21 protein-coding genes are annotated in these 23,017 nt (G+C 51.4%); 10 read left to right on the forward strand and 11 right to left on the reverse strand.

What is annotated here, in order from left to right; genetic code table 11:
• Positions 1 to 12 precede the first annotated feature (12 nt).
• The 10 genes from QQL65_RS06400 to QQL65_RS06445 all read left to right on the forward strand — a co-directional run bounded on the left by QQL65_RS06400 (position 13) and on the right by QQL65_RS06445 (position 12,141).
• Positions 13 to 840, forward strand: a complete 828-nt coding sequence (locus tag QQL65_RS06400) for an ABC transporter ATP-binding protein (protein WP_284362897.1) — start codon at positions 13 to 15, stop codon at positions 838 to 840.
• 14 nt (positions 841 to 854) lie between these two features.
• Positions 855 to 2,114: a phenylacetate--CoA ligase family protein gene (locus QQL65_RS06405; RefSeq protein WP_284362898.1), complete on the forward strand. Its 1,260-nt coding sequence runs from the start codon at positions 855 to 857 to the stop codon at positions 2,112 to 2,114.
• A gap of 335 nt (positions 2,115 to 2,449) precedes the next feature.
• Positions 2,450 to 4,288, forward strand: coding sequence for a hypothetical protein (locus QQL65_RS06410; protein ID WP_284362899.1), 1,839 nt, complete (start codon positions 2,450 to 2,452; stop codon positions 4,286 to 4,288).
• Positions 4,289 to 4,471: 183 nt separating this feature from the next.
• The gene (locus tag QQL65_RS06415; RefSeq protein WP_284362900.1) at positions 4,472 to 5,080 is read left to right on the forward strand and encodes a TetR/AcrR family transcriptional regulator; all 609 of its coding nucleotides are present in this window, start codon (positions 4,472 to 4,474) and stop codon (positions 5,078 to 5,080) included.
• A gap of 17 nt (positions 5,081 to 5,097) precedes the next feature.
• Positions 5,098 to 6,246, forward strand: coding sequence for an isovaleryl-CoA dehydrogenase (locus QQL65_RS06420; RefSeq protein WP_284366231.1), 1,149 nt, complete (start codon positions 5,098 to 5,100; stop codon positions 6,244 to 6,246).
• Positions 6,247 to 6,269: 23 nt separating this feature from the next.
• Entirely contained in the window at positions 6,270 to 7,877 is a 1,608-nt protein-coding gene (locus tag QQL65_RS06425) for a carboxyl transferase domain-containing protein (protein WP_284362901.1), read from the forward strand.
• 12 nt (positions 7,878 to 7,889) lie between these two features.
• Positions 7,890 to 8,525: a hypothetical protein gene (locus tag QQL65_RS06430; protein WP_284362902.1), complete on the forward strand. Its 636-nt coding sequence runs from the start codon at positions 7,890 to 7,892 to the stop codon at positions 8,523 to 8,525.
• Complete coding sequence (locus QQL65_RS06435; RefSeq protein WP_284362903.1) at positions 8,525 to 10,507, forward strand: acetyl/propionyl/methylcrotonyl-CoA carboxylase subunit alpha; 1,983 nt, start codon at positions 8,525 to 8,527, stop codon at positions 10,505 to 10,507. The genes QQL65_RS06430 and QQL65_RS06435 overlap by 1 nt, the downstream gene beginning before the upstream one ends.
• Entirely contained in the window at positions 10,500 to 11,354 is an 855-nt protein-coding gene (locus tag QQL65_RS06440; RefSeq protein WP_284362904.1) for a hydroxymethylglutaryl-CoA lyase, read from the forward strand. Before QQL65_RS06435 ends, QQL65_RS06440 begins: the two co-directional genes overlap by 8 nt.
• 1 nt (position 11,355) lies before the next feature.
• Entirely contained in the window at positions 11,356 to 12,141 is a 786-nt protein-coding gene (locus tag QQL65_RS06445; protein WP_284362906.1) for a crotonase/enoyl-CoA hydratase family protein, read from the forward strand.
• A gap of 8 nt (positions 12,142 to 12,149) precedes the next feature.
• On the opposite strand, the gene QQL65_RS06450 is transcribed toward QQL65_RS06445, so the two are convergent.
• From QQL65_RS06450 to QQL65_RS06500, 11 genes are all read right to left on the reverse strand, one after another.
• Entirely contained in the window at positions 12,150 to 12,902 is a 753-nt protein-coding gene (locus tag QQL65_RS06450) for a DUF1028 domain-containing protein (protein ID WP_284362908.1), read from the reverse strand.
• Positions 12,903 to 12,930: 28 nt separating this feature from the next.
• The gene (locus tag QQL65_RS06455) at positions 12,931 to 13,725 is read right to left on the reverse strand and encodes an enoyl-CoA hydratase-related protein (protein WP_284362909.1); all 795 of its coding nucleotides are present in this window, start codon (positions 13,723 to 13,725) and stop codon (positions 12,931 to 12,933) included.
• 20 nt (positions 13,726 to 13,745) lie between these two features.
• On the reverse strand, positions 13,746 to 14,675 hold the full coding sequence (locus tag QQL65_RS06460; RefSeq protein WP_284362910.1) for an electron transfer flavoprotein subunit alpha/FixB family protein: 930 nt from the start codon (positions 14,673 to 14,675) through the stop codon (positions 13,746 to 13,748).
• Positions 14,675 to 15,424: an electron transfer flavoprotein subunit beta/FixA family protein gene (locus tag QQL65_RS06465; protein WP_284362912.1), complete on the reverse strand. Its 750-nt coding sequence runs from the start codon at positions 15,422 to 15,424 to the stop codon at positions 14,675 to 14,677. Before QQL65_RS06465 ends, QQL65_RS06460 begins: the two co-directional genes overlap by 1 nt.
• A 26-nt stretch (positions 15,425 to 15,450) precedes the next feature.
• Positions 15,451 to 16,635: an acetyl-CoA C-acyltransferase gene (locus QQL65_RS06470; RefSeq protein ID WP_284362913.1), complete on the reverse strand. Its 1,185-nt coding sequence runs from the start codon at positions 16,633 to 16,635 to the stop codon at positions 15,451 to 15,453.
• A gap of 109 nt (positions 16,636 to 16,744) precedes the next feature.
• Positions 16,745 to 17,515, reverse strand: a complete 771-nt coding sequence (locus tag QQL65_RS06475) for an SDR family NAD(P)-dependent oxidoreductase (protein ID WP_284362914.1) — start codon at positions 17,513 to 17,515, stop codon at positions 16,745 to 16,747.
• An 11-nt stretch (positions 17,516 to 17,526) separates the two neighbouring features.
• Positions 17,527 to 18,297: an enoyl-CoA hydratase gene (locus QQL65_RS06480; protein ID WP_284362915.1), complete on the reverse strand. Its 771-nt coding sequence runs from the start codon at positions 18,295 to 18,297 to the stop codon at positions 17,527 to 17,529.
• 34 nt (positions 18,298 to 18,331) lie between these two features.
• Positions 18,332 to 19,216 carry a 3-hydroxyisobutyrate dehydrogenase gene (gene mmsB, locus QQL65_RS06485; RefSeq protein WP_284362916.1) on the reverse strand — a complete coding sequence of 295 codons (885 nt, stop codon included), beginning with the start codon at positions 19,214 to 19,216 and terminating at the stop codon, positions 18,332 to 18,334.
• Positions 19,217 to 19,245: 29 nt separating this feature from the next.
• Complete coding sequence (locus tag QQL65_RS06490; RefSeq protein ID WP_284362917.1) at positions 19,246 to 20,277, reverse strand: enoyl-CoA hydratase/isomerase family protein; 1,032 nt, start codon at positions 20,275 to 20,277, stop codon at positions 19,246 to 19,248.
• 3 nt (positions 20,278 to 20,280) lie between these two features.
• Entirely contained in the window at positions 20,281 to 21,420 is a 1,140-nt protein-coding gene (locus QQL65_RS06495; protein ID WP_284362919.1) for an acyl-CoA dehydrogenase family protein, read from the reverse strand.
• 6 nt (positions 21,421 to 21,426) lie between these two features.
• Entirely contained in the window at positions 21,427 to 22,926 is a 1,500-nt protein-coding gene (locus QQL65_RS06500; protein WP_284362920.1) for a CoA-acylating methylmalonate-semialdehyde dehydrogenase, read from the reverse strand.
• Positions 22,927 to 23,017 lie beyond the last annotated feature (91 nt).

A 23,017-nucleotide genomic window follows, 5' to 3' on the forward strand; every position in this document is an offset into this window, starting at 1 on the left:
AGGATGAGCATCATGAAACCACAAATTGCTGCAACCGGGAATGGCCTGGCGAATGAGACCATCCTTTCCGTCAACAATATTGAGGTCGTATTCAACGAGGTTATTCTCGTTCTACGCGGCCTCAACCTCAAAGTGGCGCGCGGAAAAATCACCGCATTGCTCGGCACAAATGGTGCGGGCAAGTCCACAACGCTTAAAGCGATCACAAACTTGCTTGCCACAGAAGATGGTGAAGTGACACGCGGCTCAATCTCTTATGAAGATGATGATGTGACCGAAGTCGGCCCTGAAGCGCTGGTGCGTAAAGGCGTGTTTTTGGTGATGGAAGGGCGCGGCATTTTGCAGGATATGACCGTGATCGAGAATTTGCGCCTTGGCGCCTATTCGCGACCTGACGCAAAGATCGATGAAGAGATCGAACAAGTTTTCAAATATTTCCCACGCCTCAAAGAGCGCACCGGGCTCGCCGGGTATCTGTCCGGCGGAGAGCAACAAATGCTCGCCATTGGCCGTGCCTTGATGGCGAAACCCAAACTGATTTTGATGGACGAACCCTCGATGGGACTCTCGCCTTTGCTGGTGAAGGAAGTGTTCCGCATCATCAAGCGTTTGAACAAAGAGCTCGGCATTTCAATTCTGCTGGTGGAACAAAACGCCAATATGGCTCTGCATGTGGCGGATGATGGCTACATCATGGAAAACGGCAAGATTGTTCTGGATGGCACGGCTCAAGAGCTGATGGACAACGAGGACGTTAAAGAGTTTTACCTTGGCGGTGGCGGTGAGCGCCGCTCTTTTAAAGATATTAAAAGCTATAAGCGCCGGAAGCGCTGGTTGTAGTTGGAGTAACAGCTATGAATGACAGTGCATCAAACGGTCATAACTACTTTTCTCCCTTGGAGGCGCGTGCGCCGATGGAGCGCGAAGAATCGCTTTTTGTCGCTTTGCGCGCGCACTTGAAAAGTGCGGTTGCGAACTCGCCCTATTGGGCGACCCAGCTCAAAGAAGTTGATATTGAAACGGTTACGGACCGAGAGGCGCTGGCAAACCTACCGGTGCTTTCGAAAAGCGACTTGGTCGAACTGCAAGACAAAAAACCTCTTTTTGGCGGCATTGCGCCGGCCAATAGTGATGTGCGACGGGTCTTTTATTCTCCCGGACCCATCGTTGAGCCGCAACCCGGCGGCACTGACCCTTGGCGCATGAGTTCCGCGCTTTTTGCTGCCGGGATGCGGCGCGGCGATGTGATTGCAAATTGCTTTAGCTATCATTTGACGCCCGCTGGCTTTATGTTTGATGAAGCCGCTGCAAATTTGGGTTGTGTGACTTTCCCAGCAGGCGTTGGCAACACCGATACATTGGTTGAAGCCTTCAACCATTTCGCCATTTCCGGCTATGTGGGCACGCCAGATTTCTTGCAGATCATTTTGGAAAAAGCGAAGTCCTTGGGCCATGATATTACGAGCGTTAAGAACGCTCTGGTGTCTGGCGGGCCCTTGTTTCCTGTTATGCGTGATTGGTACAAGCAAGAAGGCGTGAACATCAAGCAGTGCTACGGTACGGCCGAGCTCGGTTTGATTTCGTATGAAACAGACAGCGCAGAAAACGGCATGGTGATCGCCGAAAACTGCATTGTTGAGATTGTTCGCCCAGGCACTTCGGACCCAGTGGCGCCCGGTGAAGTGGGTGAAGTGGTTGTGACCACATTTGACCCCAACTATCCGCTCATTCGTTTTGCGACAGGTGATCTGTCGGCCATTTTGCCAGGGCAATCAGCCTGCGGGCGTACCAATGCCCGTCTCAAAGGTTGGATGGGCCGCGCCGATCAAACCACAAAAGTTCGCGGCATGTTCGTACATCCGCGTCAAATTGCCAAAATTGTGAAGTCTTTCCCGCAAATGGGTCGCGCGCGACTTGAGGTGAGCGAAAACGAGGGCAAAGACCAGATGACCTTCATCTGCGAGTTTCCCCAAAACGACGATGCGGTCTCTGAACAGATTGCGCAGAGTGTAAGGTCAGAGTGCCGATTGCGTGCGGACATTAAAATCGTGCCTCTTGATAGTTTGCCAAATGATGGCAAAGTCATTGAAGATCGTCGCGCGATTGGCGTCTAGATCGCTGTCTCTCTGCGTTGTAGACGAATAAAGCTCAAACTAAATTCCTGCTTAGTCAAAATTTTTTCCGGCGCCTCTTGATTATTCGGGTGTGTTGCTTACATAATACACTATCACAGTTGAAGAGTGAATTCAGCGATGGGGTGCCTTTACCATTGGCTTAGCGATTTGACACCTTACTTTGCTCGGGCACATACTCTTTTGATTGCGAGGTTATGATGATGCCAACGCGTCGTCACAATTGACTGTTAGACGAAGTGAACCGTCCACCGTTCTTTAAGAACAAAGGGATATCTAGCGGTCATCAATTTGGGAATTTTTGGAAAGCCGACATCATGCAAAAACAATTTTTAGGCGGGGCGACAAAGGGCCTCAAAACATGTCTTCTCGCTGGTACCGCGACCTTAGCGCTTGGCGCAAGCGTGACATTTGCACAAGACAGCACAACATCTGAGCCAACCAGCCACAGCGCGACCATTACATCTTCCTCCATGAAATATGCGCTGGAAGTTGGACCGATCGATGCCGTGGATTCAAATGTCGATGCAGAAACAATTCGCAACATCATTTCGGGCAAATTGGTCGAGAATGCAAACGCATTGGCTGGCCTGAACGCCAAGAGCATCTTGATCCCTGAAATTAAGTTGACCTACACAATCGAGGTTGATGGCAATGTTTCGGACAACTTGTTTGTATTCAAAAATATCGCACTGACCAACGTCAAAGACGGTGTGGCGCAAACCGCTTCTATGGAGTCCGTGTCTGGCGACATGTCGCCTAACAAAGCGGCTGATATGGACGTGCCTTTCAAAATGGCATTTGGCCAATCCACCATCACCCAGTTCAACCTAGGCGCGTTGCTCAATGCCTATGGCATGATCACTCCAAAGAGTGATGAGATGGTCCGCGTTTATCAAGACTATATTGTTGCTGGCGGCACACTCGACATCGGCCCCGTGCACTGCGATATCGGTAAATATCAATCGGGTGAATATAAAGCCCGCGCAATGAAAATCTCTTACCCAGAATTGATGGCACTCGCAGGCGAACTCGAAGCAAGCAAAGAACCGTCGCCAGAGCAGATGGTCAAACTCATCGATTTCTATGCTGACCTTCTATATTCATTCGAGACATCGCCTGTGGAGTTTGACGGCTTAAATTGCGCCGGTTCTGATGACGATATGAATTTTGAAATGTCCATGGGCAAAGTCACCATGGGTGCCATGGGCAATGGCATTTACCCAGCCGTTTCAGCAAACGACATAGCGATCAAAGTGTCGGGCAAAGAAAACGGCGAATTCACTCTTGGCAACTTCACGTTCAAAGAGATCGACTTCAATCCAACCGTTGAAGCCTACAATAACATTGAAGACATCACAGCAGTTGACGCAGAGTGGTTCGAGAGGAATTTCCGCTCGTTCATTCCTGCATTTGCGGGTCTATCGATTGATAACTTCTTTGCCGATGTGCCTGATGACAAAAATGGCGATCAACGTGTCGTGGTCGAAATGGAAAGCTTTGACGTTAGCCTTGCAGACTACATCAATGGCATCCCATCAAAGATTTCATTGTCGTCTTCGGGCGTGCAGGCGGACATCCCTGAAAACCCATCCGAAGATGGCCTAAAGCAACTTCGCGCAATGGGTCTTGAGCGCCTAAATGTTGGCTATGAACTGACTTTGGGTTGGGATGAAGCAGCACAAGCAATTGATATCGCGCGTCTAATGTTTACAGGCGAGCAATTGGGTACAATTGATATCTCTGGCTACCTTGTTGGTGCCAGCGAAGAGCTGTTCGCAACAGACCCACAAATGGCCATGATTGCTGCAATGGGTTTGGGCGTTAAAGAGCTTGATATAGAAATGGACAATGAAGGCTTCCTTGATATCGTACTTGCGCAAGCAGCAGCAGAACAAGGCGCGCCAGTTGATGCATTCCAAACTCAACTTTCGGCCATGGCAAATGGCATGATCGTTGGCTTGCTTGGTGGCGTTGATCAGGCGGTTGATCTTGGCAGTGCAGTTTCAGGATTTGTAGGTGGCGAAAACAAATATATCGGTATCGCTATTACCTCAAAATCAGAGACAGGCGTTGGCATGCCACAAATCATGGCACTTCAAGCCGATCCAACCAAGGCATTGGATTACGTTGATATTGAAACCAACACTCAATAGATCAACTAAACATTTATGATCACAACCCACGCTGTTTTCAGCGTGGGTTTTTTGTTGTCTGTACCAAATACTCTGGGCGACGCTTTCCCATTGATGGTTTCTCCTATTTGTGTTAAATAAACGAACGTTCATTTAATTCGAGTCGAATTTGAACTTGATAGCGGGGAGGCTATAGGCGGACGGATGGCGCGGACCACGGGATCAAACGGCGAAGAAACGGCCAAGCGCATTGATGAAGTTGCGCTGAAATTGTTCGCGCAAAAAGGCTATGCAGCCGTGTCTATGCGAGAGATTGCCCGCGAAGTTGGGGTGCAAGCCGGCGCGCTTTACAACTATAGCCCGAACAAGCAAGACCTTTTGGCGCGACTAATGGTCGAGCACATGAACGACTTGCTCAAGGCTTGGGCAGATCTGGACCCAAACGCCATGGCACCTTTGGATGCACTAAAGGCGTTTGTTCTGTTCCATATTCGCTATCACGTTCAGCGCCCAGATCAGGTTTTCATCTCCTATATGGAGCTGCGAAATCTTGAGCCAGAAAACTTCTCAAAAGTTGAAGAGCTCCGCCGTAAATATGAGGCGGCGCTCAAAGATATTCTCAAGCGCGGACACGACCAAGGACAGTTTGTCTTAGAAGATGTCCACGTCACGACTATGGCGATCCTTGCGCAATTGACCGGCGTGACCACTTGGTACCGAGCCAAAGGGCGCCTCAGCCAGCAGAAAATTGAAGAAATTTACACACAACTTGTGTGCCAAAGCGTTGGTGCACAATCATCGGAGGAAATTTAGATATGTTCACCACCGGAATGAATTTTGCATTGGGTGAAGACCTTGAAGCGCTGCGCGATATGGTTCACCGTTTTGCCCAAGATCGCATTGCCCCAATGGCGGCAGAAATTGATGAGAGCAATCAGTTCCCGAACGAGCTTTGGGAAGAGTTTGGTGAACTGGGCCTGTTGGGCGTTACCGTTTCAGAGGAATATGGCGGCGCGAACATGGGCTATTTGGCCCATTGCATCATCGTTGAAGAAATCAGCCGTGCTTCCGCATCTGTCGGGCTTTCATATGGTGCGCACTCAAACCTTTGTGTGAACCAGATTTTCCGCAACGGCAACGAAGAGCAACGCGCAAAATACCTTCCAAAACTAATCACCGGTGAACATGTTGGCGCATTGGCCATGTCTGAGCCAGGTGCCGGGTCGGACGTTGTGTCGATGCAGCTTAAAGCCGAAGCGGCGCAAGGTGGTTATCTATTGAATGGCAACAAAATGTGGATCACCAACGGTCCAGATGCCAACACGTTGGTGGTTTACGCCAAAACCGATCCAGAGGCTGGATCAAAAGGCATGACAGCTTTCATCGTTGAAAAAGGCTTCGACGGTTTCTCAACCGCACAAAAGCTCGACAAACTCGGCATGCGCGGTTCCAATACTTGCGAATTGGTCTTTGAAAACTGTTTCGTACCAGAAGAAAATGTTCTTGGCGAAGTGGGCAAAGGCGTGCGCGTCCTAATGTCAGGCCTAGACTATGAGCGCGTGGTGCTCGCAGCTGGTCCTGTGGGCATCATGCACGCAGTACTCGATGTGGTTGTACCATATGTGCATGAACGCAAGCAGTTCGGCCAAGCGATTGGCGAGTTTCAATTGGTTCAAGGCAAATTGGCTGATGTGTATACCACTATGAATGCATGCCGCGCCTATGTTTATGGGGTTGCCCAGGCTTGCGACCGTGGCGAAACGACCCGCAAAGACGCCGCAGGCTGCATTCTCTACGCAGCGGAGAAAGCAACTCAATGCGCGCTCGACGGTATCCAGCTTTTGGGCGGCAATGGCTATATTAATGAATACCCAACTGGCCGTTTGTTGCGTGACGCAAAACTTTACGAAATCGGTGCAGGCACCAGCGAAATTCGCCGGATGTTGATCGGTCGCGAAATGTTTGCGGAAACAAAATAGTCGCCATAAAGGGGAACGCCGTCATGTCGGTTATCAAGTCTCAAATCTCGACCAAGTCCGAGCAATTCATTGCCAACAAGAAGGCGCTAGAGGGCCAAATGGCCGACATCGTGGCGGCGACTGAATTGGCGCGTGCTGGCGGTGGTGAACGAGCGCGCGAACGACATCTGTCGCGTGGTAAATTGCTGCCGCGAGATCGGGTCACCAAATTGCTCGATCCGGGCTCTCCTTTCATGGAAGTGGGTGCAACCGCAGCCTATGCACTTTACGATGGTGCAGCACCCGGTGCAGGTTTGATCGCCGGTATCGGTCGTGTTGCTGGTCACGAAGTGATGGTTGTATGCAACGACGCCACCGTGAAGGGTGGCACCTACTACCCGATGACCGTGAAAAAGCATTTGCGGGCGCAAGAAATTGCGCTCGAAAACAATCTGCCATGCGTTTATTTGGTGGATAGTGGCGGCGCGAATTTGCCCAACCAGGACGAGGTGTTCGCAGACCGTGATCACTTTGGCCGCATCTTCTACAATCAAGCAAACATGTCGGCGCGCGGTATTCCGCAAATTGCCGTGGTGATGGGATCATGCACAGCGGGCGGTGCATACGTGCCTGCCATGTCCGACGAAACCATCATCGTGAAAGAGCAAGGCACGATCTTTTTGGCTGGCCCGCCTCTTGTGAAGGCAGCGACCGGCGAAGTGGTCTCAGCTGAAGATTTGGGCGGTGGCGATGTGCATACGCGCCTTTCAGGTGTTGCGGATCATCTGGCTGAAAATGATGAACATGCATTGCTTTTGGCACGGCAGGCTGTATCCAAACTAAACCGGATCAAGCCAAATCAATTGCAGCTCCAATCGGTGGAAGCGCCGCTTTACGACCCTGATGAGATCATTGGCGTCGTCCCGGGCGATCTTAAAACCCCATACGATATCCGCGAAGTGATTGCGCGTACTGTGGACGGGTCGCGCTTTGATGAGTTTAAAGCACGCTATGGCAACACGCTCGTATGTGGCTTTGCCCATATTCACGGCATGCCTGTTGGCATCATCGCCAATAATGGTGTGCTGTTCTCAGAAAGCGCTGTGAAGGGTGCTCACTTTGTCGAACTATGTTCGCAGCGCAAAATCCCGCTGGTATTCTTGCAAAACATCACCGGCTTTATGGTGGGTCGCAAATACGAGAATGAGGGCATTGCCAAGCATGGCGCGAAGCTGGTGACAGCGGTTGCGACCACGTCTGTGCCGAAAGTCACCGTGTTGGTTGGTGGCTCATTTGGCGCTGGCAATTACGGCATGTGTGGCCGCGCCTACCAGCCGCGATTCCTTTGGACCTGGCCAAACTCGCGTATCTCGGTGATGGGCGGCGAGCAGGCAGCGGGCGTGCTCGCAACAGTTAAACGCGATGGCTATGAGCGTAAAGGTGAAGACTGGTCCGCCGAAGATGAAGCCGCGTTCAAACAGCCAATCATTGATCAGTTTGAAACTCAATCGCACCCACTTTATGCCTCTGCCCGCCTGTGGGACGATGGCATCATTCACCCGGCCCGCACGCGTGACCAACTGGCCTTATCACTTTCCGCAAGCTTGAACGCCCCGATTGCAGATACGCAATTCGGCGTGTTTAGAATGTAAAGAGATCTAATCATGAAAAACTATGGTGACTTTCTCAAGTTGATGCCTTTATTTCCCATTGCGCTTGTGATGCTCGGTGGCGCTTATCTTGTGGGAAGTCTGTGGCGCATTGATTTATCACTACTGGGCTCAGCTGACTACAAAGACTACCTGAACCATTCAGTACAACCAATTTTATGGATATCATTTTTCGGCGGGTTTGTGCACTTTTTCCACGCATATTTGGGTGAGAATCGAGTCGCCTGGCTTCGTCGCCATCGAGATATTTTGTTTCTTAGTCTCATCGTTGTTTTCTTTGTGCTTACAATTGCTGATTATTTTTCAGACCTTCAACTTGACGTGAGTGTGGTTCTAACGGGCATGATGTTTTCGGCATATCTTTCAATCGTATGTGTTGATCGAATGTATGATCAAAACTGGCTTGGGGCTCTGGTCGCTTTCGCAATTTGTGGTTTCAGTTTAGGAAACTGGCAATCAAGTTCGATTTCAAAGCAATTTTCATTGGTGGAAGTCTGTGCACCCGAATGTGCCGAATACCAATTGACGCTTTCACTCAGCGACTACCTCCTGCTGTTTGAACCATCAACTTCAAGCTATCATTTTGTTAGTCGAGAAAAAGTTGGCCGAATTACAAAAGAGGTTAAATAATGTTCAAAAAAATCCTCATTGCCAACCGCGGTGAAATTGCTTGTCGGGTGATGCGCACAGCGCAAATGATGGGCGTCAAATGTGTGGCGGTCTACTCAGATGCAGACGCAAACGCACAGCACGTGAAAATGGCAGACGAAGCCTATCGGCTTGGTCCAGCTCCAGTTGCCGAAAGCTATTTGCGGGTCGACAAAATCATTGAAGCCATTCAATTTTCAGGTGCTGAGGCCGTGCATCCCGGCTATGGATTTCTGTCGGAAAACCCTGACTTTGTCGCGGAACTGGACAAAATTGGCGTGCGCTTTATCGGTCCGTCAGCGGATGCGATCCGCGCTATGGGCCTAAAAGACGCAGCCAAAGCTTTGATGGAAAAAGCCGATGTTCCGGTGGTGCCAGGCTATCATGGCGACAATCAAGACCCTGATTTCCTCGCCGCAGAAGCGGACAAGATTGGCTATCCGGTTTTGATTAAAGCGCGAGCTGGCGGCGGGGGCAAAGGCATGCGTCGCGTTGACGATCCGGCCGAGTTTAAAACCTCGCTTGAAAGCGCATCTCGCGAAGGCCAATCGAGTTTTGGCGATGGTCGCGTGTTGATCGAAAAATACATCACCACGCCGCGCCATATCGAAATTCAGGTGTTCGGTGATGATCATGGCAATGCGGTGCATTTGTTTGAACGTGATTGTTCATTGCAGCGCCGCCACCAAAAGGTGATTGAGGAAGCACCTGCTCCGGGCATGACCCAAGATATGCGCAACGCCATGGGCGATGCTGCGGTTAAAGCGGCAAAAGCCATCAACTATTCTGGCGCTGGCACAATTGAATTTATTGTTGATGCGTCCAATGGGCTTAACCCAAACGGCTTCTATTTCATGGAAATGAATACGCGCCTGCAGGTGGAGCATCCGGTGACCGAGATGATCACAGGCCAAGATTTGGTCGCGTGGCAGTTGCGGGTGGCAAGTGGCGAGACTTTGCCCAAAACACAAGACGAATTATCGATCAATGGTTGGGCGTTTGAAGCGCGGCTATATGCCGAAGATGTGCCAAAAGGGTTCTTGCCCGCCACTGGCACATTGGCGCACCTTGCATTGCCCCAAGACAGTGCACGCATTGATTCAGGCGTGGTGACAGGCGATGTGATCTCGCCTTTCTATGATCCAATGATCGCCAAAATCACAGTGCACGGCGAAAGCCGCAAAGAAGCGCTTAATGGCTTGGCATCCGCTCTTGGCAAATCAGAAATTGCCGGTTCGGTTACCAACCGCGCGTTTCTAGCTGCGTTGTGCGCCCACAAAGGGTTTGCCGAAGGCGATGTGGATACCGGGCTCATAGATCGTGATCTTGTTGGTTTGATTGTTGCGCCTAAACCAACTGAAGCAGCCATTGCTGCCGCCACATTGATCGGCTTGGAATTAGCGCGTGTTCAAACGTCAAACGATCCATGGGATCAATTGGCGGGTTGGCGTACATGGTCTGGCGATACTGACAATATTGCATTTGATCATGATGGTGCGCGCTTGAGTTTTGACGTTGCCTTGGGCAACGGGTCAAAGTTTCATATCTCTGATGACGATACAGATTTGGATGTGGAATTGCTGAGCGCAGATCAAAGCAACATCTCGCTTGTGGTGAATGGACAGCGCCATCAGCTTGGTTTCTTCGCCAATGATGAATTCATCTCAATCTTCACTGGCGAAGAAACGTTCAGTTTTGATCGCGTCACTCTGGAACTAGCGGGCGAAGGTGCCCAATCGGGTGATGCCGTTCTGTCACCGATGCCAGGCTCTGTTGTTTCGCTCAATGCAGATGTGGGGCAACAGGTACAGGAAGGCGACAAACTTGTCGTTGTTGAAGCCATGAAAATGGAACACGCATTGCTCGCACCGCGTGACGGCATAATCGAGGCAGTTTTTGTGAGTCTAGGCGATCAAGTTGAGGATGGCGCGTTGCTGATCCAATTGGAGAGTGACGATGAGTGATAAGGTCACTATTTTTGAAATGGGACCACGCGATGGGTTGCAGAATGAAAAGCAACAAATTGCAACAGCCGACAAAATTAAGCTCGTCAACCAGCTCTCCGATTGCGGCTTTTCAAAGATAGAAGTGACAAGTTTTGTTTCGCCCAAATGGGTGCCACAGATGGCGGATGCAACTGATGTGATGGCAGGCATTTCACGTCGTGATGGCGTTTCTTATGCCGTGTTGACGCCAAACCTGCGCGGCTATGAAGGTGCACGTGCAGCAAAAGCAGACGAGGTGGCGATCTTTGCATCAGCGTCTGAAGGGTTCAGCCAAAAAAATATCAACTGCTCGATAGCTGAGAGTATTGAGCGTTTTAAACCCGTTTTAGGGGCGGCAAAGGCCGATAATATGCCTGTCCGTGGTTATGTTTCTTGCGTCACAGATTGCCCATATGATGGTCCAACGCCACCCCAAAGCGTGGCCAATGTCGCCAAGCAATTGCTTGATTTGGGTTGCTATGAAATTAGCCTTGGCGACACAATCGGAGCGGCGACACCAGAAACCACTTCAAAGATGCTCGAGGCAGTGCAGAAATACGTGCCGGTTTCAAAGCTGGCTGGGCACTTCCATGATACCAAGGGCCGCGCGCTTGAAAACATTGAGGTGTGCCTAGGCTATGGTCTGCGCACCTTCGATGCAGCCGTTGGTGGCTTGGGCGGATGTCCTTATGCGCCTGGAGCAAAGGGCAATGTAGCCACAGAAGCGGTGGTCGAAATGCTAGCCGCAAAAGGCTTTGCAACAGGCATTGATATGAAAAAGCTGGCAAGCGCCAGCACCTTTGCGCGTTCATTGAAAGGACAATGAAATGACATTTCAATATATCCAGTTTCAAACGGATGAACGCGGTGTTGCGACACTCACATTGGATCGCGCGGACAAGCATAATGCGCTCAATGCTGACATGTGCGACGAGATTAAAGCTGTGGTCGGCGAGATCAATAACAATAGTTCTATTCGCGTTGTGATACTGGCTGCCAGTGGCAAAAGCTTTTGCGCGGGTGGTGATTTGGCCTGGATGCGGCAGCAATTTGACGCTACGCGAGAAGTTCGCATTGCCGAAGCAAAGCGCTTGGCCAACATGCTTTTTGCGCTCAATACGCTTGAGAAGCCTCTCATTGGCAAAGTGCAAGGCAATGCTTTTGGTGGCGGCATTGGCATGATGTCCGTTTGCGATGTTGTGGTGGCAGTGGAAGGCGCAAAGTTCGGCCTCACCGAAACAAAGCTTGGCTTGATCCCTGCAACCATCAGCCCCTATGTGTTGGCCCGGATGGGTGAGGACAGAGCGCGGCGCGTGTTTATGTCAGCGCGACTGTTCGACACCCAAGAAGCGATGGCGCTAAATCTTGTGGCTAAGTCCTGTCCGACTGAAGAGCTAGATGCAGCAGTTGAAACAGAGGTTCTGCCCTATTTGCAGACTGCGCCCGGTGCGGTTGCACGCGCCAAGCAATTGGCTCGTTCACTCGGCCCCAAAATTGACGAGCAAGTGATTGATTTCACCGTGAACCAATTGGCCGATTGCTGGGAAGACCCAGAAGCACATGAAGGCATTTCGGCTTTCTTTGACAAGCGCAAAGCAAGCTGGGTGAAGTAGCACTTTGCTTACAAGATTGTTCCTGAGGCTAGAGACGGACTTTCATAGCCCCGCGCTTCGCGTTCCTCGTTTGCCGCTTCCATTTTAGCCGCCAGTTCATCTTCATTTTGATGGCCGCTGAACCTGTCTTTGGTGGGCAAGTAATCGGCGACAATCAAATAGGTTTCTTGAGCCACAGTATAAAGACGGCGCAGTTCTTGAAGCGGATCCGCATGATCGTCGGCGCGAATATCAAGCCATGGATAGGCTTCACCTCGATGGATCAACAATCCCGCAGACTGTTTGCCGCGCTTGTCGCCACCGGCGCGTTCGCCGGCCTCCATCGCCAATAGCAGCCGTTCGGCAAAAGGTTTGTCCAGATTGTCTTGATAGGCGCGGGCCGTGTCGCCAACCACGTCTTTGCCCGCAAGCATGTTCCCAGCAACCGAGAACCCGTCGCCCAATTCGTGCCCTGCCCAATCTGTGCACTCTTCACCTGTGAATGCCGCCACATTGCCTTTGCGATCGATCATGTGTGCTTGGCGCGTCGCTTGGCCCTCATCTTTTTGCACCATGCCATCAAGCACGCTTAGAGCGCTCTCACCGTCTGCAAGCAGCCCCACACCATCGGTCCCCCACAAAGGGTTCACCCAACTCTGGGAAGCGATTGCATAGTCGGGCCCGACATAAGGCACCATGGCCCCAGCTGCAAAAAACCGACTAGCAACAATTACCCCTACGGCATTGGTTTCTGGATCGCGTGCAACGATTGAATAAGTCATGAAATCCCCCAAAGTTTTTGGGCGGAGTTTAGCGGCGTTTGACGAATTCTGCTACCGCTTGTTTATGCGCATCTGTGTGATGACACGTGCCTTGCACAATGGCGGTGTGGTCCAAAAAGTCAGGTAAGCCCATCACCTGTGCCTTGCGCATCAATAGCTTGGCTTGGCGGACTTGGTAGCTGGGCTTTGAGGCAATTTCTTTGGCCAGTGCAGTCGCGGCCGACAACAATTTGTCCGGCTCGACGACATCTAGGACATAGCCAATGTCTTTGGCTTCTTCCGCTTCGAACAAACGCCCTGTAAAGGTCAGCTCTGCAGCTCGTTGATATCCCACCACACGCTGCAAGAAATAAGCGCCGCCATCTCCTGGAATAAGGCCGATATTCACGAAGTTTTCGCCAAATTTCGCACGTGTCGAGGCAATGCGTATGTCGCACATGCCGGTAAGATCAAACCCGGCGCCAACCGCCGCACCATTAATTGCTGCGATAACGGGAAAGCTGATTTCGGAGAACTTTAGGGGGATCCGTTGAATTGTGGCTTTGTAAGCTGCGGCGATATCTTCAACACTGCCAGAGAACATGCCGGTGCGCTCATGCATGTCTTTGACATTGCCACCGGACGAGAAGCCCTTGCCATTGCCAGTGATCACCAGCACATTCACTTCGCTCGAATGCTCGACCCAATCAAGCGTATCGATTATGTCGTCGATCAGGTTCGTGCCGGTCAGTGCGTTCCGTACGTCATCCCGGTTAAATGTAAGGGTCGCAACCTTGTCAGAAACATCCAGCAGCGCATCTTTGAGCTTTGGCATATCTGACATTCGCGCGACCCCTTCGTTCTTTAGATTGAGCTTGTCAGCTCGGGTACGGCTTCAAACAAGTCTGCCACCAAGCCATAATCAGCAATTGAGAAGATTGGAGCATCTTCATCAGTGTTGATCGCCACAATGGTGGTGCTGTCTTTCATGCCCGCCAGATGTTGGATCGCGCCGGAAATGCCGATGGCGATGTAAAGATCAGGTGCAACCACTTTACCGGTTTGTCCCACCTGCCAATCGTTCGGGGCAAAGCCAGCGTCAACTGCGGCGCGGGATGCGCCAAGCGCTGCGCCAAGTTTGTCTGCCAATGGCTCCAACAGTTCGTTGAACTTTTCTTTTGATCCCAAAGCGCGACCACCAGAGACCACAACTTTCGCCGACGCGAGATCAACACGATCTCCGCCAGCGATTTCGGCGCCGACAAAGCTTGAAACGCCATTTCCTACATCGGTGCCCGTAGCTTCAACGCTCGCAGAACCGTCAGTGGCAACGGCATCAAACGTTGTGGTGCGAACGGTGAGCACTTTTTTCGCGTCAGACGTCTGCACTTTCTGGAATGCGTTGCCCGCATAGATCGGGCGCACAAACGTGTCAGCTGAGACAACTTCAGTGACGTCCGAAAGTTGCATTACATCAAGCAATGCTGCAACGCGTGGCATTGTATTTTTGCCATTTGATGTGGCAGGCGCAACGAACGCATCATAGCCGCCAGCCAACGAAACTATCAGATCGGCGACAGGTTCCGCCAATTGGTTTGCAAAAGCCGTATCGTCCGCGACGAGCACTTTTGAAACGCCAGCAATTTTAGATGCCGCTTCGCCAACAGAGGCACAACCTTCACCAGCAACCAACACATGTACTTCTGTGCCCAACTGTGCAGCTGCGTTTGCAGCGCGCAATGTGGCATCATTTAGGTTGGCATTGTCATGTTCAGCAAGAAGAAGTGTAGCCATTAGATCGCCCCCGCTTCGTTTTTCAATTTGTCGACCAATTCAGCAACCGAACCGACTTTGATGCCCGCTTTGCGTGGTGCTGGTTCTGTTGTTTCTAGAACGGTGAGACGGTTTTTCACTTCAACGCCAAAATCACCCGGTGTTTTCACATCCAATGGCTTTTTCTTGGCTTTCATAATGTTTGGCAACGACGCATAGCGTGGTTGGTTCAACCGCAAATCGGTGGTGATAATCGTTGGCAGGTTCAGCTTAACGGTTTGCAATCCGCCATCAACTTCACGGGTCACATCAACGGTGCCATCCGCCATCTCGACTTTAAAGGCGAAAGTGCCTTGGCCCCAGCCAAGCAATGCAGCCAACATTTGACCTGTTTGGTTGCTATCGTCGTCGATGGCTTGCTTGCCCAAAATCACGAGTTCTGGGTTCTCTGCCTCTACAACGCCTTTGAGAATCTTTGCCACATCAAGCGGTTCAACAGTGCCTTCAGCTTGCACCAAAATTGCGCGATCAGCGCCCATGGCCAAACCGGTGCGCAAAGTTTCTTGCGCTTTGTCGGGGCCGATTGAAACCACAATCACTTCTTCAGCTTTGCCTGCTTCTTTCAGCTTCAAAGCTTCTTCAACCGCGATTTCATCAAATGGGTTCATGCTCATTTTGACATTGTTCAAGTCTACGCCAGAACCGTCTGCTTTCACCCGGATTTTGACATTATAGTCAACTACCCGCTTAACGGGGACGAGGATTTTCATTTTCAATCAACTCCTGAAATGGAAGTTTAAGCGATCTCAATCGCGATAGCTGTGGCTTCTCCGCCACCGATACAAAGTGATGCGACGCCTCGTCTTTTAGAGGTGCGCTCAAGCGCATGCAATAAGGTAACCAAAATACGTGCACCAGATGCGCCAATTGGATGGCCAAGAGCACACGCGCCGCCATTGATATTGATCTTGTTCGCGTCAATGTTGAGGTCTTTTTGCGCGGCCATAGTGACCACCGCAAACGCCTCATTGATTTCCCAAAGGTCAACGTCGTCAACAGACCAGGTTACCTTTTCCAAAAGCTTTTGCATTGCTGGCACCGGCGCAGTAGTGAACCAACCAGGCTCATGCGCATGGCTTTGATGGCCAACAATCCGGGCGCGAATGTTCAAACCCTTGGCTTTCGCATCGCTTTCTCGCATCAACACCAAAGCCGCAGCACCGTCCGAAATCGACGAGGCGTTCGCAGCGGTTACCGTGCCATCTTTTGCAAAGGCGGGGCGTAGAGTTGGAATTTTCTCAGGACGCGCATTTTTGGGCTGTTCATCTTCTGAAATGGTCACTTCGCCCTTGCGCGACTTGATCGTCACTGGGGCAATCTCCGCGTCAAAGGCGCCTGACTTTTGCGCTTCAAGAGCTTTGTTCAAAGAGCCTATGGCAAATTCGTCTTGGGCTTCGCGGGAGAACTCGTATTTACCGGCACATTGCTCGGCAAAGTTGCCCATCAAGTCATGGCCGTCATAGGCGTTTTGGAGCCCGTCAAAGAACATATGGTCCACAACTTCTGCGTGGCCCATCCGGGCACCTCCGCGCATCTTTGGTAGAATGTATGGCGCGTTGGTCATGCTTTCCATGCCGCCGGCAACCAACACTTCACCGTTGCCTGCTTTGAGTTGGTCATGCGCCATCATCACGGCTTTCATGCCGGAACCGCACACTTTGGAGATGGTCGTGGATGGCGTGCCAAGCGGCAGATCAGCACCAAGAGTTGCTTGGCGGGCAGGGGCTTGGCCCAACCCCGCAGACAACACATTGCCCATCAACACTTCAGAAACATCCGCGCCGTCAATTTTTGCGCCTTCAAGCGCTGCCTTGATCGCGACGGCGCCAAGTGTTGGCGCGGCAACAGCACCAAGCTCCCCTTGAAAACCGCCCATCGGGGTTCGGGCTGCACCAACAATTACAATTGGATTATCACTCATTTGTCGTCCCTCCTAGAGCTTGCCTTATTCGAATTGCCGTTCGGCCATGCTCTGTTTGTTTTCGCATATCTTTGTCCCACAACCGGTTCCCACTTCTGGGAGATGCGCTTTATCGTGGTTGCAGGCGCACAGCGCCATCAATGCGGATGGTTTCACCATTGATCATTGAGTTGCGAATAATCTCTTCTGCCAGTGACGCATAGTCCGCTGGTGTGCCCAACCGTTTTGGAAATGGTGTGTTTGCAGCAAGACTGTCTTGAACTTCTTGGCTGAAGCCAGCCATCATTGGCGTCATAAATATACCCGGTGCAATGGTGACAACGCGAATGCCATCGCGGCTTAAGTCGCGCGCCATCGGCAGCATCATGCCAACAACACCGCCTTTTGATGCGGAGTAGGCGATCTGACCAACTTGTCCTTCATAAGCGGCAACCGAGGCAGTATTGATAATCAAACCGCGCTCCAAATCATCGCCCACGGTATCCAGCTTTGCCATGCCCGCAGCGCCCATTGAAGCGCAATGGAATGTGCCAACAAGGTTTACGCCAATAGTTTTGGCAAACAGTCCCGGATCGTGCGGATTGCCCTCACGATCAATCGTTTTGGCGCCCGGCGCGATACCTGCGCAGTTCACAACAACTCGTTCTTGGCCATTTGCGGCGCGCACTTTTTCAAAACCTGACGCAACGCTTGCAGCGTCAGAAACGTCAACGCGCGCGAATGTGCCACCAAGTTCCTTTGCGATTTCTTCGCCACGTTCCTCGTTCAAATCGAACAAGCCGACCTTAACGCCCTTCGCGGCCAAATGGCGCGCAACGCCTTCACCCAAGCCAGAGGCTCCACCGGTAATGACAACTGCCAAATTAGAATTAATTTGCATGAATAAAAGTCCTATTCGCCTTTAAAGTCAGGGTCACGTTTTTCAGCAAATGCCGCCATGCCCTCTTTTTGATCCGCGGTTGCAAACAATGCGTGGAAGGTGCGACGCTCAAACAAGACGCCCTGGCTAATGCCCATTTCTTCGGCTTGGTTCACCGCTTCTTTTGCAGTTTGCGTCGCCAGCTTTCCAAAGCCTGCAATCTCAGCGGCAATTTTGAGCACTTCTCCGACCAATTCGTCCGCTGGGAAAACCCGCGCCGCGAGACCAGAACGTTCTGCTTCTTCGGCATCCATCATGCGGCCTGTCAGCACCATATCCATAGCTTTTGATTTGCCCACCAATTTGGTCAAGCGCTGTGAGCCACCCATTCCGGGAATGACGCCAAGCTTAATCTCAGGTTGGCCAAATTTCGCGCGATCGCCCGCATAGACCACATCGCACATCATCGCCAGTTCACAGCCGCCGCCAAGCGCGTAGCCGTTCACCGCCGCCAAAATTGGGGTGCGCGTGCGGGTCAACTTATCCCAACCAGCAAACCAATTGGCCTTCAGCATGTCGGTATAGCTTTGGCTTTGCATTTCTTTGATATCAGCACCCGCTGCAAATGCTTTGGGCGACCCTGAAATCACGAAACAACCGACAGATGGGTCGCTATCATATTGTTCAAGCGTTGCGGTAACTTCGTCCATCACTTTAAGGTTGAGCGCATTCAGCGCCTCAGGACGATTTAGGGTGATGTGCACTACGCGGTCGAGTTTTTCGACCAGAATGGTATCGGTCATTTGAACAGCCTTTATTTTGGGCACCAACTCACTGTTAAGAGCGCTTTTGCCCCTTCAGTTCATTAATTATTCCAGAAAAGTCATGCCCCACGCCGTTCTTTTCCACGAAAGCGTCATACAACTTTGTGGCGTGTTCGCCAAGAGGTGTCACCGCGCCAGATTGACCGGCAGCGTCTTGTGATAGCTTAAGGTCCTTAAGCATAAGCGCCGCGTCAAATCCGGGTAAATATCCATTGTCTGCAGGGCTTTGCGGGCCAACGCCAGGCACAGGGCAATAGTTATTGACCGACCAGCAAGACCCACTTGATGTCGAAATGACATCAAATAATGCGGATTTATCGAGACCGAGCGCGTCAGCTAGATTGAAAGCTTCAGACGCACCAATCATCGAAATGCCCAACAGCATGTTGTTGCAAATCTTTGCCGATTGCCCCGCGCCGTCAGCACCACAATGCACCGCCTTTTGGCCCATAATATCAAATAGTGGCTTTGCCTTTTCAAAGGCGGCATCGCTGCCACCCACCATGAAGGTTAGCGTGCCACCAGCAGCGCCGCCAACACCACCCGAAACAGGGGCGTCCAAACTCAGCATGCCGGCATCTTGCGCCTTTTTGTGTGCTTCGCGCGCGCTTGCCACATCAATGGTCGAGCAATCAACAAAGACCGCGCCTTTGGGTGCCTTACCAAGCAATTGATCAAATACAGAAAGAACGATCTGGCCATTTGGCAGCATGGTGACGACCGCATCTGCAGTGGCGACTGCTTCCTCAGCACTGGCCGCTAAACTCACGCCGCCTTCTTTTGCTTTGTCGGCGTTTTCCGCCATTAGGTCAAAACCTAAGACATTATGACCCTCTTTGACCAAATTGATGGCCATGGGACCACCCATATTGCCAAGGCCAATAAATGCAACGTTCATGTTCCCACTCCCTCTATTTGCTGGGCCCTTTAAAAGACCAATTCTTTGCCACCCAATGGGGCAAACATATCCTCAACCATCTTGTCGGTAACCTCGCCCAATTTTGCCGGTTCCCATTTTGGGTTGCGGTCCTTGTCGATCACCGCGGCGCGAATACCTTCATAGAAGTTCTTGCCGCGAAGGCTCCAAGCGCAAAACCGAAACTCAAGTTGCAGGCTTTGTTCGACAGAAGTGTAGTTCTGCACTTCACGAAGCGCATGAAATGTCGACTTCACACTTAACGGGCATTGGCGTCGCAAAAGCTTTAGTGCCCCTTGCGCAAACTCACTGCCATCCGCTTCAATGTTTGCCAGAACTTCGTCAAAATTGTCAGCGTCGAACCACCGGGCGATATCATTTTGGTGCCAACGCGCATCGCCTTCATTAGGCGTTTCACTAATGTCGGCCAATATCGCGTCGATGTTTTCCCCTGCGACGAGACGAGGTTTGATGGTGGCGAACTTGCCATTGGGCACATAAGCGTCCGCAAACCCCAAAAAGATTGCATCGTCTGGTCCCATGCGCGCGCCAGAGATGCCGTAATAGGCGCCAACGCCTTTGGGCGCGTTATGCAGCAACCAAGTGCCGCCCACATCGGGCAAAAATCCAATGCCCACTTCAGGCATTGAGATGATTGATCCATCGGTCACAATCCGGTGCGAGCCGTGCGCAGAAACACCAACACCGCCACCCATCGCAAAACCGTGCATCAATGCGATATACGGTTTCTTGTAGTTGGCGATCATTGCATTGAGTTTGTATTCATCACGCCAAAACTCGAGCGATCCGTCAGGGTCTTTCGGACCATTTTCGTAAATCGCTTGAATGTCGCCACCTGCGCAAAAGGCGCGCTCACCGGCACCCTCAATCAAAACACAATGCACGTCGTCATTGTCGGCCCATGCAATTAGAGCATCACGAATGCCATCAAGCATTGTGTGGCTAAGGGCGTTCAGAGCCTTTGGGCGATCAAGCGTGATCACCCCTACATTGCCCTCAATTTGAACAATCAAATCGTTCATCAGTTACTCACTCAATAGTTGGCGTGAAACGATAAGGCGCATAATCTCGTTGGTGCCTTCCAAAATTTGGTGCACCCGAAGGTCGCGAACGATTTTTTCAATGCCATAGTCTGCCAAATAACCGTAACCGCCATGCAATTGCAGCGCTTGGTTAGCCACCTCAAATGCCGTGTCGGTGACAAAGCGTTTTGCCATGGCGCAATATTTGGTGCCTTCAGGTAATCCTTGGTCGTAGGTCCATGCGGCTTTGTATAAGAACACGCGCGCGGCTTGCAGTTCAATTTCCATGTCTGCTAAGCGGAATTGCAAAGCTTGGAATTGGTTGATCGACTTGCCGAAAGCTTTGCGTTCAGACATGTAGCTAAGCGTTTTATCAAGTGCCGCTTGTGCAGCACCTAAAGCGCTTGCGGCAATGTTCAACCGTCCGCCATCAAGGCCCTTCATGGCATATTTAAAACCATCGCCTTCATTACCCAAAAGGTTTGATGCAGGGATGACCACATCATCCATGACCACTTCGGTCGTTGGCTGCACATTCCAACCCATCTTTTTTTCGTTCGCGCCGAATGAAAGACCAGGTGTGCCTTTTTCGATCAAGAACGCAGAAATGCCTTTGGGGCCAGCTTCGCCGGTACGCGCCATGACGATGTAAAGGTCTGAAACGCCGCCGCCGGAAATAAAGGTTTTGGTGCCTTTCAGAACATAATTTTCGCCATCACGTTTTGCAGTGGTCTTAAGCGCAGCTGCATCTGATCCAGAACCCGGCTCGGTCAAACAATAGCTGGCCACCGTTTCCATGCTGGTGAGTTTTGGGCCCCATTTTTGGCGCATTTCTTCTGCGCCAAACGTGTCGATCATCCAAGAACACATATTGTGAATGGAAAGGAACGATGCGGTGGCGGGACAGCCGTGCGACAGGGCTTCAAAGATCAACGCCGCATCAAGGCGGGTCAAATCAGACCCACCTATATCGTCGCGTGTGTAAATCCCTGCCATGCCCAATTCCGCGGTTTGTTTGATCACATCAAGCGGAAAATGCTTGGCCTGATCCCATTCAATCGCATTGGGCGCAATGTTTTCCATGGCGAACTCGCGCGCCATCTCAAAAATCGCTGATTGTTCTTCGGTGAGCGCAAAGTCCATTTTGGATTACTCCATGGTTGGAATGGTGAAGGAAGCGCCTTCTTTTGTGCCTGATGGCCAGCGCGACGTTACCGTTTTTGTTTTGGTGTAGAAGCGGAATGCATCTGGACCATGCTGGTTCAGATCACCAAAGCCCGAGCGTTTCCAGCCACCAAATGTGTAGTATGCCAACGGCACTGGGATCGGAACATTCACACCCACCATGCCCACATTAATGCGGAAGGTGAAATCGCGTGCTGTGTCGCCATCGCGTGTAAAGATTGCAACGCCGTTGCCATATTCGTGTTCCATTGCAAGGCGTAAACCTTCTTCGTAAGTTTCTGCGCGGGCAATACACAGTACCGGACCGAAAATCTCTTGTTTGTAGATTTCCATTTCCTCGGTCACATTGTCGAACAAGCATGGCCCGATAAAGAAGCCGTCTTCACTGCCTTTGGCCACGAAATCGCGTCCATCAACCACGAGTGTTGCGCCTTCGCTTACGCCCTGGTCGACCAAGCCGCGAACACGTTCTTGCGCTTCTTTGGTCACAAGCGGACCAAAGTCCACGTCGTCGCCTGCAGTGTATGGTCCAACCCGTAGGGCTTCCACACGGTCTTTAAGCGCTGCAACCAGCTTATCGGCAGTTTCTTTGCCCACGGGTACAGCCACAGAAATCGCCATGCAGCGTTCGCCGGCCGCGCCATAACCGGCGCCAACCAACGCATCAACAACCTGGTTCATGTCCGCATCGGGCATGATGATCATGTGGTTTTTCGCACCGCCAAAACACTGAACACGTTTGCCGTTCGCCGACCCGCGTGAATAGATGTATTCAGCAATCGGCGTGGACCCCACAAAGCCAATCGCGTGAATATCTTCATGATCCAGAATGCCATCCACGGCTTCTTTGTCGCCATGCACAACGTTCAACACGCCTTTTGGCAGTCCTGCTTCAATCATCAATTCAGCCAACATATTTGGCACAGACGGATCACGCTCGGAAGGCTTCAGGATAAACGCATTGCCCGCGGCAATCGCTGGGCAGAATTTCCACATTGGGATCATCGCTGGGAAGTTAAATGGCGTGATGCCTGCTACAACGCCCAAAGGTTGGCGCATCGAATAAATATCGATGCCCGTTGCTGCTCCAGCGGTGTATTCACCTTTTAGGAAATGTGGCACACCAATAGAAAACTCCGCCACTTCCAAACCGCGGATTACGTCGCCTTTTGCGTCAGGAATTGTCTTGCCATGCTCGCGTGACAAAGCTTCAGCAAGCTTGTCCATGTCGCGGTGCAGCAGTTCAACGAATTTCATCATTACGCGAGCGCGCTTTTGTGGGTTTACATTCGCCCAGCCAACTTGCGCCTCTTTTGCGTTCGCAATTGCCGCATCTAGTTCCGCTCTGCTTGCTAGCGGTACTTTGCTTTCGACCTGTCCAGTTGCAGGGTTGTAAACATCAGCAAATCTGCCCGATGTGCCTTTAACATGTTCGCCATTGATGAAATGAGTGATCTCGTTCATTGCGGTCGCCTCCCTGAAGCCGCTAAGCGCAGGCATTGCCGCGCGTGTAGTATAAAGTTGGCGCACATCATATTGTGCGCAAACGCAATAT

This window comes from Maritalea porphyrae (genome assembly GCF_030159895.1).
Taxonomy (GTDB): Bacteria; Pseudomonadota; Alphaproteobacteria; order Rhizobiales; family Devosiaceae; genus Maritalea; species Maritalea porphyrae.